The sequence below is a fragment of the Stutzerimonas frequens genome (assembly GCF_024448335.1).
Taxonomy (GTDB): Bacteria; Pseudomonadota; Gammaproteobacteria; order Pseudomonadales; family Pseudomonadaceae; genus Stutzerimonas; species Stutzerimonas frequens.
In genome coordinates this window covers 19,425-33,614 of the sequence record NZ_JAMOHM010000001.1, presented here as the reverse complement: position 1 = coordinate 33,614, position 14,190 = coordinate 19,425, and the positions used below count along the sequence as shown (strand labels likewise).

At 66.4% G+C, this 14,190-nt stretch carries 12 protein-coding genes; 11 read left to right on the top strand and 1 reads right to left on the bottom strand.

All coding sequences use genetic code 11. The features are described from left to right. Nucleotides 1-53: 53 nt before the first annotated feature. From NAO55_RS00155 to NAO55_RS00145, 3 genes are read left to right on the top strand one after another with little or no spacing between them, the layout of a single operon-like run. On the top strand, nt 54-1,073 hold the full coding sequence (locus NAO55_RS00155; protein ID WP_102839622.1) for an aminoglycoside phosphotransferase family protein: 1,020 nt from the start codon (nt 54-56) through the stop codon (nt 1,071-1,073). Next, complete coding sequence (gene murU, locus NAO55_RS00150; protein WP_102839623.1) at nt 1,070-1,741, top strand: N-acetylmuramate alpha-1-phosphate uridylyltransferase MurU; 672 nt, start codon at nt 1,070-1,072, stop codon at nt 1,739-1,741. Before NAO55_RS00155 ends, murU begins: the two co-directional genes overlap by 4 nt. Before the next feature lies 1 nt (nt 1,742). Further along, complete coding sequence (locus NAO55_RS00145; RefSeq protein WP_102839624.1) at nt 1,743-2,510, top strand: TerB family tellurite resistance protein; 768 nt, start codon at nt 1,743-1,745, stop codon at nt 2,508-2,510. 5 nt (nt 2,511-2,515) lie between these two features. On the opposite strand, the gene NAO55_RS00140 is transcribed toward NAO55_RS00145, so the two are convergent. Then, on the bottom strand, nt 2,516-3,538 hold the full coding sequence (locus NAO55_RS00140) for an alpha/beta hydrolase family protein (protein ID WP_102839625.1): 1,023 nt from the start codon (nt 3,536-3,538) through the stop codon (nt 2,516-2,518). 96 nt (nt 3,539-3,634) lie between these two features. Between NAO55_RS00140 and NAO55_RS00135 the strand changes: the two genes are divergently transcribed. From NAO55_RS00135 to gabT, 8 genes are all read left to right on the top strand, one after another. Beyond that, entirely contained in the window at nt 3,635-6,052 is a 2,418-nt protein-coding gene (locus NAO55_RS00135) for a PAS domain-containing sensor histidine kinase (protein ID WP_102839626.1), read from the top strand. Beyond that, a complete protein-coding gene (locus tag NAO55_RS00130) occupies nt 6,049-6,678 on the top strand; it encodes a response regulator (RefSeq protein WP_011911947.1) in 630 nt (209 codons plus the stop codon). The genes NAO55_RS00135 and NAO55_RS00130 overlap by 4 nt, the downstream gene beginning before the upstream one ends. A 148-nt stretch (nt 6,679-6,826) precedes the next feature. Continuing rightward, nucleotides 6,827-7,936: an ABC transporter ATP-binding protein gene (locus NAO55_RS00125; RefSeq protein WP_102839627.1), complete on the top strand. Its 1,110-nt coding sequence runs from the start codon at nt 6,827-6,829 to the stop codon at nt 7,934-7,936. Between the two features lie 48 nt (nt 7,937-7,984). Then, nucleotides 7,985-9,016 (top strand): ABC transporter substrate-binding protein, encoded by a 1,032-nt coding sequence (locus NAO55_RS00120; RefSeq protein ID WP_102839628.1) that lies wholly within the window; start codon nt 7,985-7,987, stop codon nt 9,014-9,016. Between the two features lie 63 nt (nt 9,017-9,079). Then, the gene (locus NAO55_RS00115) at nt 9,080-10,333 is read left to right on the top strand and encodes an ABC transporter permease (protein WP_102839629.1); all 1,254 of its coding nucleotides are present in this window, start codon (nt 9,080-9,082) and stop codon (nt 10,331-10,333) included. Between the two features lie 63 nt (nt 10,334-10,396). Next, nucleotides 10,397-11,224, top strand: a complete 828-nt coding sequence (locus NAO55_RS00110) for an ABC transporter permease (RefSeq protein ID WP_011911951.1) — start codon at nt 10,397-10,399, stop codon at nt 11,222-11,224. Nucleotides 11,225-11,236: 12 nt separating this feature from the next. Next, complete coding sequence (gene gabD / locus NAO55_RS00105) at nt 11,237-12,703, top strand: NADP-dependent succinate-semialdehyde dehydrogenase (protein ID WP_102839630.1); 1,467 nt, start codon at nt 11,237-11,239, stop codon at nt 12,701-12,703. A 157-nt stretch (nt 12,704-12,860) separates the two neighbouring features. Next, nucleotides 12,861-14,141, top strand: a complete 1,281-nt coding sequence (gene gabT / locus NAO55_RS00100) for a 4-aminobutyrate--2-oxoglutarate transaminase (protein WP_063539667.1) — start codon at nt 12,861-12,863, stop codon at nt 14,139-14,141. The last annotated feature ends 49 nt before the right edge of the window (nt 14,142-14,190 follow it).

Below are 14,190 nucleotides of genomic sequence, written 5' to 3'. Positions count from 1 at the left end.
CAGGATAATAAAGCATGACCCGCCTATCGGCTAGCGCCGTGGAGACCCCCTGGATGCCGCATCAAGATCAACGTCTGCTGGACCTCAGCGCCTGGCTGGACCAGCAACTACCGGAACTCTTTGCCCGTTGCGGCTGGGGCGAAGTACCGACCGCGGAGCTCACCGCGGCGAGCAGCGATGCCAGTTTTCGTCGTTACTTCCGATGGCAAGGCGGCGAGCGCAGCCTGATCGTGATGGACGCGCCGCCACCCCAGGAAGACTGCCGTCCCTTCGTCAAGGTGGCGCAGATGCTGGACGAAGCCGGTGTGCATGTACCGCAGGTGCTGGCGGCCGATCTGGATCGCGGCTTTCTGCTGCTGACCGACCTCGGACGCCAGACCTATCTGGACGTGATCGACGCGGGTAACGCCGATCAGCTGTTCGACGATGCCATCGAGGCGCTGCTCAAGTTCCAGCTGCAGCCGGTCGCGCAGTCGATGCCGGCCTACGACGAGGCCTTGTTGCGGCGTGAGCTGCAGCTGTTCCCCGAATGGTACGTGCAGCGCCACCTGGGCCATGCGCTCAGCGAAGCGCAACAGGGCGCGTGGGAGCGCATCTGCCGGCTGCTGATCGACTCGGCCCTGGCGCAGCCACGGGTTCTGGTGCATCGCGACTACATGCCGCGCAACCTGATGATCAGCGAGCCCAACCCTGGCGTCCTGGACTTTCAGGATGCGGTGCTCGGTCCGGTCAGCTACGACATCACCTCGCTGTTCAAAGACGCCTTCCTCAGCTGGCCCGAGCCGCAGGTACGGGCGTGGCTGGAAGCCTATTGGGGCCGGGCCCGTGCGGCGGGCGTGGCGCTGCCCGAGTCGTTCGAGGAATTCCTGCGCGCCAGCGATCTGATGGGGGTGCAACGTCACCTCAAAGTAATCGGCATCTTCGCGCGAATCTGCCATCGCGACGGCAAGCCTCGTTATCTCGCCGACGTGCCGCGTTTCTTCGCTTATATCGAGGCCGTGCTGGCGCGGCGGCCGGAGCTGGGCGAGTTGCGGCAGCTGATCGCCGAGCTGCCAAAGGCGCCGCAGGCATGAAGGCCATGATCCTCGCCGCGGGCAAGGGCGAGCGCCTGCGTCCCTTGACCCTGCACACGCCCAAGCCGCTGGTGCGCGCCGCCGGCGTGCCGCTGATCGAGTATCACGTTCGCGCGCTGGCGGCTGCCGGCTTCGCCGAGCTGGTCGTCAACCATGCCTGGCTCGGCCAGCAGATCGAGGACTATCTCGGCGATGGCAGCCGCTTCGGCGTGGCGATCCGCTATTCGGCCGAAGGCGAGCCGCTGGAGACCGGTGGCGGAATCCACCGGGCTCTGGGCCTGCTTGGCGATGAGCCATTCCTGGTGGTCAATGGCGATATCTGGACCGACTACGATTTCGCCCGGCTTCGCAAACCGCTCGATGGGCTGGCCCACCTGGTGCTGGTCGACAATCCGCCGCACAACCCCGGCGGCGATTTCCGCCTGGCCGCCGAGAGTGTCGCGACAGCCGAAGGGGAGGGCGAGGCGCTGACCTACAGCGGCATCTCGGTGCTGCATCCGGCCTTGTTCGAGGGCTGTCAGGCGGGTGCGTTCAAGCTCGCGCCCCTGCTGCGGCGTGCCATGGTTGCTGAGCGAGTGAGCGGCGAGCGTTTCGGTGGATCCTGGGTGGACGTGGGTACGCACGAGCGGCTGGCGGATGTCGAGCGGATACTCGAGGCTCGGCGCTGAGATGTTCTGGCCCATCACCCTGTTGGGGCTGTTGATCGGCTGGTTGCTCGCCAGCATCCCTGGTGCGCTGCTCGGTGGTCTGCTGGGGCAGGTAGTCGATCGTCGCCTGGGCCTAGATTCATGGGCCAGCTTGCGTGAGCGCCTGGCTGGCAAATCGGCGCTGAAGGGCAATGAGCTGCTGTTCTTTCTGCTCGGGCGCCTGGCCAAAAGCGGTGGGCGCGTCAGTCCTGCGCATATCCAGGCGGCACGCGAAGAGATGCGCCGCCAGGGCCTCGATGCGTCGGGGCAGCAGCGGGCCATCGCCGCGTTCAATCGCGGCAAGGCCAGCGGCGATGGGTTGCGCGTGACCCTGCAGCGGCTACGTGGGCAGCGTGAGGAGGGGCGGCGCCTGATTCAGGCCTGTTGGCGCATGGCCCGAGCCCAGGGAAGCATGGGCGCACGTGAGCATGAACTGGTGCTGCTCTGGGGCAAGTGGCTGGGTTGGAATGCTGCCGAAGTGGCGGCGCTCGATCAGGGCGCGGCGCGGCGCAACGAGGCGCCGGCCGGGCGCGGCGGAGCCTACGAGAAGGCCTTGCAGCTACTGGGTGTGCGCCAAGACAGCGACCCGCAGCTGATCAAACGGGCCTATCGCCGCCTGCTGAGCAAGCATCACCCGGACAAGCAGGCTGGCGCGGGAGCGAGCCCGGCGCAAGTTCGCGAAGCGACCGAGCGCACCCGCGAGCTGCACAGCGCCTATGCGTTGATTCGCGAGCGCCGCGGTTTTCGCTGAGCCGGTCAGCGCACCGGCTTGCGCTCGAGCCAGCCGCGCACCCGGCGCACCAGCTGCTCCTGATCGGCGTCGCGACCGCCACCCAGGTTCGGCAGGGCGACCTGTCGATAATCCGGATGCCCGGCACGACGCGCCGCATTACGTCGTTGCAGCGCCTGCTGTTTCGCCGCTGCACGGGTACCGGTATAGAAGTCGCCGATGCCCACTGGCAACGCCGCGACAAGGCTCTCCAGCGGCTGTTCCGCCTGCAGCGGCGCGCGCGGATCGATCACCACGATTTGCCCGACATCCTTTGGCTGACGCTGCGCCAGGTACTGGCTCGCCCAGTAGGCACCGGTGCCATGGCCGAGCAGAACGATCATGGGCGCCTGCAGTGTGCGCGCATGCTCGATGGCAGCATGCAGGCGCGCCAGCATGCGCTCGGCATCCGTTGGCGGCGGGGTGTCCTGCTCGGCTTGTGGCGGCGTCGAGTCGTCGTTGTCCGTGGCTGCCGTCTGCTCGGGCAAGTAGCCTGCCGAAGTCGTTTGTGCCGCGGCTTGGGCATCGCTGGCGTCAGGCTCGGCGCCTTTCTCCGTGTCGGACTTTTCTTCCGCAGTCGGGGCTTCGGTCACTGGCGGGCGCGGGCCAGGGCTCAACGTCGAGTCCGTGGGCGTCAGGCTCAGGGTGTGCCAGCCGTGCTCGGGAAGGCCGCGTCGTAGCGGTCCGACTGCGCGTGGCCAATCGGCGGTTTCGCCTTCGCTTGGCACGATGATGAGCACGCCACGGGCCTTTGGAGTGTTGGCCGGCTGCCAGAGCGCGAGGAACTTGTCCTCGTCGCCCAGCTGCAGCTGGGCTGCGGCTTCGAGCTGTCGTTGCAGCCCTTCGGCCAGCGCCTCGCCGCGTGTTTGTGGTGATGGACGTGGCGTTGCGGCTGGCTCGTCCGCCGGTGCTTCCTGCGGCGTCTCTGGTTCCTGCGCCGCGGCCATGTACGGCACGCCGCCGCCAAGCGCGACGCCGAACAAAAGCACTAGAGCAGGCAAGCGACGCATGGTTTGTCTCCGCTATGGGTGTCGGCACCACGCTGGCGCCGGCAGGGGTTATGCATTACAACAGCGTGTCGGCACGCCCATCAATTGCGTGAATATATGCTCGCCTTAACCCTGCGTTTCCTTCTTCTTATTGGACTGGTGCTGTCTTTTACCGCCGGTGCCGTGACGCTTGAGGACGACAGTCGTGCCTGGCTGGAGCGGCATCCGGAGTGGCGCGTCGGGGTAGTGATGGGCGCGCCCTACGCCGAGTATGACCAGCGCCAGCGGCGCCTGTCAGGCTTTCATGTGCAGCTGATGGAGCATCTGGCGGACGACCTCGGCGTGCGCCTGCACTGGCGCCGCTTCGCTGATGAAGACGCGCTGGAAAAGGCCGCGCGCGAAGGCCTCATCGATGTGGCTCCGGGCCTGCGCCAGACGCCGGCTGGCCTGCGCCTATGGCGTTACAGCGACCCCTTCCTGCGCATTCCGCGCTTGCTCGTCGGTGACCGTGGCGGTCCGCGTGCCATCGATCTGGAGTACCTGCACCCTCGCGAACTGGTTGCCGCCGTCGGGCCGGGCCCGATCACCGAGTTCCTCGCCAGCAACTATCCCAATATTACCGTGCTGACCGCGACCAGCCAGGCCGATGCGCTGCGTCAGGTGCTGGAAGCCAAGGCCAGTTATGCCGTCATCGACGAGCCGGTGTTCGGCCGCCTGTCGCAGCAGGTGGAGTACGACTCGCTGGCGGTGGTTGGTGATCTGGGCAACCCGCAGCTGCTGCGTATCGCCTCGCGGCGTGACAGCCCCGAACTCGCTGCCGTGCTTGAGGCGGCGATACGGCAGTTTCCCGCGCGAGAATTCAGTCAGCTGCAGGAGCAGTGGCTCAAGACCCGCAGCATCGACCTCGGTCGCGAGGTCAGCTACTGGCGCAGTCTCAGCCTGCTGCTCGGCGTCCTGCTGTTGGCCTGCCTGCTGATGCTGGCCTGGCAGCGCCGCCAGCACGGCCTGCTGGAAAGTCGATTGAAGACCGCTCGCCGTGACATCGAGCTGCGCGAGGCGGCCGAGGAAGCGCAGCGGCTGACGCAGTTCTGTCTCGATCACAGCACTGTTGGCATCCTCTGGCTCAACTGGGACAGCCGCGTGCGCTACGCCAATCAGGCCGCCGAACTGCTGCTCGGGCATGCCTCCGGTGGATTGCTTGACCTGCCGCTGGAAACCTTCGACCCGGCGCTGGGCATGGATGCCTGGCTGGCGCGCTGGCGCGCCGCACGCACCGGCGAAGACGACCGCCAGGTGCATGAATGCGAGTGGCAGCGCGCCGACGGCCAGCGCTTTCCGGCGGCGGTTACTTACAGCTTTCTGCGCTTCGGCAGCCGCGAGTATCTGGTGGTCTTTCTCGCCGACATCACCGAGCGCCGCCGCGCCAGCGCCCAGCTGCAGGAGAGCGAAGCGCGGCTCAAGGCCATGGCCGGTAACGTGCCGGGATTGGTGTTTCGCCTGGAGCGCGACGGGCCGCAGGCGCCGGTACGGGTCGCCTATATCAGTGAAGCCAGCCAGCGCCTGGTGGGCTACTCCGCCGAGCGCCTGTTGCAGCCGGGGCAGGGCATCCGCAGCCTGGTGCACGCCGATGACGAGGCCGGTTACTGGGCCAGCCAGCAGCTGGCGCTTGAGAAAAGCCAGGACTGGCGCTGGCAAGGGCGCATTCTCAATCGCGATGGCGACGTGCGCTGGGCCGATATCCGCGCCTCCGTGCGTGGCCAGCCGGATGGTCGCCAAGTGTGGGACGGTATCGTCTGGGACATCACCGACAACAAGCGCATCGAATTGGAGCTGGATGCGTCGCGCGCGCAGTTGCGCGAGTTGGCCGCGCATCTGGAGACGGTGCGCGAGGAGGAGAAGGCGCATATCGCCCGCGAGGTGCACGACGAGCTGGGCCAGGTGCTGACCGTGCTGAAGTTCGAGACCTCGATGTGCGAGCTGGGCTTCGCCGAGCTCGATCCGGCGCTGGCGCAGCGCCTGGACAGCATGAAGCGGCTGATCGCCCAGCTGTTCCAGCGGGTGCGCGACGTGGCCACGGCGCTACGCCCGCCGATCCTCGACGCCGGCATCGCTTCGGCGGTGGAGTGGCAGGCGCGGCGCTTCGAGGAACGCAGCGGCGTGGCCTGCCTGGTCGAGGTGCCCGAGTGCCCGCCCGCGCTGGGCAATGCCAAGGCCATCGGCCTGTTCCGCATCCTTCAGGAGTCGTTGACCAACGTGATGCGCCATGCCCGCGCACAAACGGTCAGCGTGCAGCTGCAGCTCGAGGGCGACATGCTCTGCCTGCGCGTCAGCGATGACGGCTGTGGCTTCGCCGACGCGGCGCGTAGCGCGGGCAGCTCGTTCGGCCTGGTGGGCATGCGCGAGCGAATCCAGATGCTCGGCGGCCAGCTCTGCATCGACAGTCAGCCCGGCGAGGGCACTACCATCACGGCACGGGTCCCGCTGGACCCGCTGCCACTTCCTTCACCTGCAAGCACGGGAGCACTGCCGTCATGATCAGGGTCATGGTCGCCGAGGATCACACCATCGTCCGTGAGGGCATCAAACAGTTGATCGGTATGGCGCGCGACATGCAGGTGGTCGGCGAGGCCGCCAACGGCCAGCAGTTGCTCGACCAGCTGCGCCAGGTCAGCTGCGATGTGGTGCTGCTGGACCTTTCCATGCCCGGCGTCAACGGCCTCGAGGCGATCCCACGGATTCGCGCGCTGAGCCAGCCGCCGGCGGTGCTGGTGCTGTCGATGCACGACGAAGCGCAGATGGCGGCGCGGGCACTGAAGATAGGTGCCGCCGGCTACGCGACCAAGGACAGCGAGCCGGCGCTGCTGCTGACTGCCTTGCGCAAGGTGGCCGGTGGCGGGCGCTACATCGATCCGGCACTGGCTGACCGCATGGTCTTCGAGGTCGGTCTGACCGATTCGCGGCCGCCCCATGCATTGCTTTCCGAGCGCGAGTACTCGGTGTTCGAACGCCTGGTGCAGGGCGATTCGGTAAACGACATCGCCGGCAAGCTGGCCCTGAGCAGCAAGACCATCAGCACCCACAAGGCCCGCCTGATGCAGAAGCTGGCCGCGCATTCCGTGGCCGACCTGGTGCGCTATGCCATGGAACACAAGCTGGTCTGAGCTCCCGCCCGCCGACCCGTCTGTAGGGCGTTCCCTACACGCGACTCTCCTGCACGCCTAGGGCAATCGCTCCGCTGCACCGATTTTTCCGCCGCCGCTGCGCTTCTACGCTGTGGCCACGGTTCAACGGTTAGGCAGGTGCAGCAGCATGGTCGAGTCAACGACGAACGATATCCTGGTGAGCTTTCGCGGCGTCCAGAAGAGTTATGACGGCGAGTCGCTGATCGTCAGGGATCTGAACCTGGATATCCGCCGCGGCGAATTCCTCACCCTGCTCGGGCCGTCCGGCTCGGGCAAGACCACCAGCCTGATGATGCTGGCCGGTTTCGAGACGCCCACCGCGGGGGAGATTCTCCTCAATGGCCGGGCGATCAACAACGTGCCGCCGCACAAGCGCGACATGGGCATGGTGTTTCAGAACTACGCGCTGTTCCCCCACATGACCGTGTCGGAAAACCTGGCGTTCCCCCTCAGCGTGCGCGGCATGGCCAAGCCCGACATCAAGCAGCGGGTCAAGCGCGCGCTGGCGATGGTCCAGCTGGAGGGCTTTCGCAACCGCTATCCGGCGCAGCTTTCCGGTGGCCAACAGCAGCGCGTGGCGCTGGCCCGCGCGCTGGTGTTCGAGCCGCAGCTGGTGCTGATGGACGAACCGCTGGGCGCACTGGACAAGCAGCTGCGCGAGCAGATGCAGATGGAGATCAAGCACCTGCACGAGCGCCTCGGCGTCACCGTCGTGTACGTCACCCACGACCAGGGTGAGGCTCTGACCATGTCCGATCGGGTGGCGGTGTTCCATCAGGGCCAGATCCAGCAGATCGAAGACCCGCGCACCCTGTACGAAAAGCCGTTGAACACCTTCGTCGCCAACTTTCTCGGCGAAAACAACCGCCTGCCGGCGCACCTGCTGGAGCGGCGTGGCGAGAGCTGCACGGTCAAGCTCGGCCGCGGCGAAACCGTCGAGGCGCTGGCGGTCAATGTCGGTGCGACGGGGTCGCCGGTCAGCCTGTCGATCCGTCCGGAGCGGGTGCTGCTCAACGGTGCCAGTGCCAGCTGCCCGAACCGCTTCACCGGGCGCGTTGCCGAGTTCATCTACCTGGGCGACCACATCCGCATCCGTCTCGAGGTCTGCGGCGTCAGCGATTTCTTCGTCAAGCAGCCGATCGCCGAGTTCGACCAAGCCCTGCGCGTGGGCGACGTGGTGCCGATCGGCTGGCACGTCGAGCACGTCCGCGCGCTCGACCCGCTGCAGGCGGCCTGAGCCACTCCCGCAGCACCCCCAAACAACTGCATCAAGGAGCGAACTGTCATGAGCAACTACCTGAAACTGTCCGCGCTGGCGCTCGGGCTCGTCTGTGCCGGGCACGCGGTTGCCGAGAACCTCACTGCGGTGAGCTTCGGCGGCGCCAACAAGCAGGCCCAGGTGAAGGCCTTCTATCAGCCGTGGGAAGCCGCCGGTCACGGCCGCATCGTCGCCGGCGAATACAACGGCGAAATGGCCAAGGTCAAGGCGATGGTCGACACCAACAGTGTGTCGTGGAACCTGGTGGAGGTGGAGTCGCCTGAGCTGGCGCGCGGTTGTGACGAGGGGCTGTTCGAGGAGCTCGATCCGGGCGTCGTCGGCAATCCGGACGATTTCGTCGAGGGTGCGATACAGCCCTGCGGCGTTGGCTTCTTCGTCTGGTCGACGGTACTCGCCTATAACGCCGACAAGCTTAAGAGCGCGCCGTCCGGCTGGGCGGACTTCTGGGATATCGAGAAATTCCCCGGCAAGCGCGGCCTGCGCAAGGGTGCCAAGTACACCCTGGAATTTGCGCTGATGGCCGATGGTGTGCCGGCCAAGGAGGTCTATCAGGTGCTGGCCACCAAAGACGGCCAGAACCGCGCCTTCAGGAAGCTCGATCAGCTCAAGCCGCATATCCAGTGGTGGGAAGCCGGCGCGCAGCCGCCGCAGTTCCTCGCCTCCGGCGACGTGGTGATGAGCAGCGCCTACAACGGCCGCATCGCTGCCGTGCAGAACGAGAGCAACTTGCAGATCGTCTGGAACGGCGGCATCTACGACTTCGATTCCTGGGCCATCCCCAAGGGTGCCAAGAGTCAGGAGCAGGCACGCAAGTTCATCGCCTTCACCGTCGAGCCGCAGCAGCAGAAGGCCTATGCCGAGGCCATCGCCTATGGCCCGGCGAACACTCAGGCCGTGTCGCTGCTGGATGAAAAGCGCCTGGCGCAGATGCCCACCGCGCCGGAGAACATTGCCGACCAGGTGGCGATGGACGTGACCTTCTGGGCCGACTACGGCGAACAGCTCGAACAGCGTTTCAACGCCTGGGCAGCACGCTGACCCTGGAGCCCCGCCGCACTGGCGGGGCCGGTCCCAGCCATCGGAACGAATCGCGGAGTCTTCATGGCCACAGCAATATCCCTGCCGGCGAAGCAGATCGCCGAGCCCAATCTGAAACAGCGACTGGCACGGGCCGAACGGGTGAACAAGCTCAAGTCGCAGGCGCTGATTCTGCCGCTGCTGCTGTTCGTGTTGCTGACCTTCCTGGTTCCCATCGCCTCGCTGCTCTGGCGCAGTGTCGAGAATCCGGAGGTGGTGAACACGTTGCCGCGCACGCTGGAGGCGCTGGCCGCATGGGATGGTCGCGGACTGCCGGCGGAACCCGCCTACCAGGCGTTGGCCGAGGACCTCTATCAGGCGCGTCGCGAGCAAACCCTGGGCGATCTGTCCAAGCGGCTGAACATGGAGCTGGCCGGCTACCGCAGCCTGCTGACCAAGACCGCGCGAGCGCTGCCGTTCCGCGAGACGCCCGCGTCGTATCAGGAGGCGCTGGAGTCGCTCGACGAGCGCTGGGGCGATCCGGCGTTCTGGCAGATCATCCAGCGTAACGACAGTGCGGTGACCGGTTATTACCTGCTGGCGGCGCTGGATCATCGCATCGACGAGCTGGGTGAACTGGCCAAGGTCTCGCCGGATCAGGCGGTGTATCTGGACATCTTTGCCCGCACGTTCTGGATGGGGCTGGTGATCACGGTGATCTGTCTGCTGCTGGCCTATCCGCTGGCCTATCTGTTGGCCAACCTGCCGGCGCGGCAGAGCAACCTGCTGATGATCCTGGTGCTGCTGCCGTTCTGGACCTCGATTCTGGTGCGCGTCGCCGCGTGGATCGTGCTGCTGCAGTCGGGCGGGCTGATCAACGGCGCGCTGCTCAAGATGGGCCTGATCGACGAGCCGCTGCAGCTGGTGTTCAACCGCACCGGTGTGTACATCGCCATGGTGCACATCCTGCTGCCGTTCATGATCCTGCCGATCTACAGCGTGATGAAGAACATCTCGCCGAGCTACATGCGTGCGGCGGTCTCGCTGGGCTGTCATCCGTTCGCCAGCTTCTGGCGGGTGTACTTCCCGCAGACGCTGGCCGGGGTCGGTGCCGGCAGCCTGCTGGTGTTCATCATCGCCATCGGCTACTACATCACCCCGGCGCTGCTCGGCAGCCCGAACGACCAGATGGTCAGCTATTTCGTCGCCTTCTACACCAACACCACCATCAACTGGGGCATGGCCACGGCGCTGGGCGGCCTGCTGCTGCTCGCCACCATGCTGCTGTACGTCATCTACAGCTGGCTGGTCGGTGCCAGCCGTCTGCGGCTGGGTTGAGATGAGCCACGTCGCGGCGCGGCCGCCTTTTCAGAGTCTTCATGCCGGGCAGGAGAACCGTTCATGCTGAGCCCCTACATGTCGCCCGTCGAACGGGCCTGGTACTACGCGCTGCGCATCCTCTGCGCGCTGGTGCTGCTGTTTCTGATCGTGCCGGTGCTGGTCATCGTGCCGCTGTCGTTCAACTCCGGCTCATTCCTGGTCTATCCGCTGCAGGGGTTCTCGTTGCGCTGGTACGAGGCGCTGTTCACCTCGGCGGACTGGATGCGCTCGCTGAAGAACAGTCTGCTCATCGCCCCGGCTGCGACCTTGCTCGCCGTGGTCCTTGGCACCCTGGCGGCGGTCGGCCTGACCCGCGCGGAGTTCCGCGGCAAGGCGCTGCTGATGACGGTGCTGATCTCGCCGATGGTGGTGCCGGTGGTGATCATCGGTGTCGCCAGCTACTTGTTCTTCGCCCCGCTGGGCATGGGCAACAGCTACCTGTCGCTGATTCTGGTGCACGCGGTGCTCGGCGTGCCCTTCGTGATCATCACGGTGTCGGCGACGCTGCAGGGCTTCAACTACAACCTGGTGCGCGCCGCGGCCAGCCTTGGCGCCTCGCCGCTGACCGCGTTCTTCCGGGTAACCCTGCCGCTGATCGCACCGGGGGTTATTTCCGGCGCGCTGTTCGCCTTCGCCACCTCGTTCGATGAAGTGGTGGTAACGCTGTTCCTCGCCGGCCCCGAGCAGATCACCCTGCCACGGCAGATGTTCAGCGGAATCCGCGAGAACCTCAGCCCGACCATCGCCGCCGCGGCGACCTTGCTGATCGGCTTCTCCATCGCTCTGTTGCTGACCCTGGAGTGGCTGCGAGGCCGCGCCGAGAAGCTGCGCACCCAACAACCTGCCTGACGGAATACGCACATGACTCTGCAACTTGGGCAACCCGATCTGTTGCGCCAAACGGCCTATCTCAACGGTGAATGGCGCGAGGCCGACAGTGGCGCGCGCACCGAGATCTTCAATCCGGCCACCGGCGAGCTGATCGGCGCCGTGCCGAACATGGGCCGTGGTGAGACCCGCCGCGCCATCGAAGCCGCGCAGGCAGCCCAGCCGGCCTGGCGCGCGCTGACCGCGAAGGAGCGTGCCGCGCGCCTGCGGCGCTGGTACGAACTGATGCTGGAGAATCAGGAAGACCTGGCGCGGATCATGACCGCCGAACAGGGCAAGCCGCTGGCCGAGGCGCGGGGTGAGGTGGCCTACGCCGCATCCTTCCTCGAATGGTTCGCCGAGGAAGGCAAGCGCCTGTACGGCGACGTGATCCCGGCCCACGCGGGCGACAAGCGCATCCTGGTGCAGAAGGAGCCGGTCGGTGTCACCGCGGCAATCACGCCGTGGAATTTCCCCAGCGCGATGATCACCCGCAAGGCCGGCCCGGCCCTCGCCGCGGGCTGCGCCATGGTGCTCAAGCCGGCACCGCAGACACCATTCTCGGCGCTGGCACTGGCCGCACTGGCCGAGCGCGCGGGCATCACGGCGGGGCTGTTCAGCGTGATCACCGCCGATGCCGCCATGTCCCGCGAAGTGGGCGCCGAGCTCTGTGAACACCCGGTGGTGCGCAAGCTCTCGTTCACCGGCTCGACGGCGGTGGGCATCAAGCTGATGCAGCAGTGCGCGCCGACGCTCAAGAAGCTCTCGCTGGAGCTTGGCGGCAACGCACCCTTTATCGTCTTCGACGACGCCGATCTGGACGCGGCGGTGGAAGGCGCGATGATTTCCAAGTACCGCAACGCCGGGCAGACCTGCGTCTGTGCCAACCGCATCTACGTGCAGGACGGCATCTACGACGCCTTCGTCGACAGATTCTCCGCGGCGGTCGCGCGGCTGAAGGTCGGCAACGGAGCGGAGGAGGGCGTGACCACCGGTCCGCTGATCGACGCCGCAGCCGTGGCCAAGGTGCAGCGCCATCTGCAGGACGCGCTGGACAAGGGTGCCACCCTGCTGGTCGGTGGCAAACCCCATGCCTCGGGCGGCAACTTCTTCGAGCCGACGCTGGTGGGCGGCGTCACTGCCGAGATGGCCGTGGCGCGCGAGGAAACCTTCGGCCCGCTGGCGCCGCTGTTCCGCTTCCGCGATGAGGCCGAGGTGATCCGCCAGGCCAACGACACCGAGTTCGGCCTCGCCGTCTACTTCTATGCACGCGACCTGAGTCGGGTGTTCCGTGTCGCCGAGGCGCTGGAGTACGGCATGGTGGGCATCAACACCGGGGTGATCTCCACCGAGGTGGCGCCGTTCGGTGGCATGAAGGCATCGGGCCTCGGACGTGAAGGCTCGAAGTACGGCCTGGATGAATACGTGGAAATCAAATACCTGTGCCTGGGCGGCATCTGACCAAGCGGCTCAAATCAGGCGTGCAAAATAATGCACGGAGTTTTACTGTAATCCGAACGCTCCGGAGGGTGCGGCAGTCGATCATCGTATGCTGCCGCGCCCGCTTCCTGGCGTTCTTTCCGACCCGTGCCGACGATGAGCGGCTACCGAGGAGCTTATGAGCAAGACCAACGAATCCCTGATGCAACGCCGTGTCGCCGCCGTTCCCCGTGGCGTCGGCCAGATCCATCCGATCTTTGCCGACCACGCGAAGAACAGCAGCGTGGTGGATGTGGAGGGCCGCGAGTTCATCGATTTCGCCGGCGGCATCGCCGTGCTGAATACCGGCCACCTGCATCCGAAGATCGTCAAGGCGGTGGAAGACCAGCTGCACAAACTCACCCACACCTGCTTCCAGGTGCTGGCCTACGAGCCGTACGTCGAGCTGTGCGAGAAGATCAACGCGCGGGTGCCGGGTGATTTCGCCAAGAAGACCCTGCTGGTCACCACCGGCTCCGAGGCCGTGGAGAACGCGGTGAAGATCGCCCGCGCCGCCACCGGCCGTGCCGGCGTGATTGCCTTCACCGGCGCCTATCACGGCCGCACCATGATGACCCTCGGCCTGACCGGCAAGGTCGCCCCGTACTCCGCCGGCATGGGCCTGATGCCCGGCGGGATCTTCCGTGCGCAGTATCCCTGCGCGATCCATGGTGTCAGCGTCGATGACTCGATCGCGAGCATCGAGCGCATCTTCAAGAACGATGCCGAGCCGCGCGACATCGCCGCGATCATCGTCGAACCGGTGCAGGGCGAGGGCGGCTTCAATGTCGCGCCGAAGGATTTCATGGCCCGCCTGCGCGCGCTCTGCGACGAGCACGGCATCCTGCTGATCGCCGACGAGGTGCAGACCGGCGCCGGGCGCACCGGCACCTTCTTCGCCATGGAGCAGATGGGCGTGGTCGCCGACCTGACCACCTTCGCCAAGTCGGTCGGCGGCGGCTTCCCGATCGCCGGCGTGTGCGGCAAGGCCGAGATCATGGATGCCATCGCGCCCGGCGGGCTGGGCGGCACCTATGCCGGCAACCCGCTGTCCTGCGCGGCGGCGCTGGCGGTCATGGAAATCTTCGAGGAGGAGCATTTGCTCGACCGCTGCAAGGCGGTGGCGGAGAAGCTCACCGCCGGCCTCAAGGCGATCCAGGCCAAGCACAAGGAGATCGGCGAGGTGCGCGGCCTCGGCGCGATGATCGCCATCGAGCTGTTCGAGGATGGCGACCTGGCGCGACCGGCCGCGGCGCTGACGTCGCAGATCGTCGCCCGGGCGCGGGAGAAGGGCTTGATCCTGCTGTCCTGCGGTACCTACTACAACGTGCTGCGCGTGCTGGTGCCGCTGACCGTCGAGGACGAGCTGCTCGAGCGCGGCCTGGCCATCCTCGGCGAGTGTTTCGACGAGCTGACCTGATCCGACCTGGCGCGCCGGCATTCGTGAGCGGATGTCAGGCGCGCCGCAA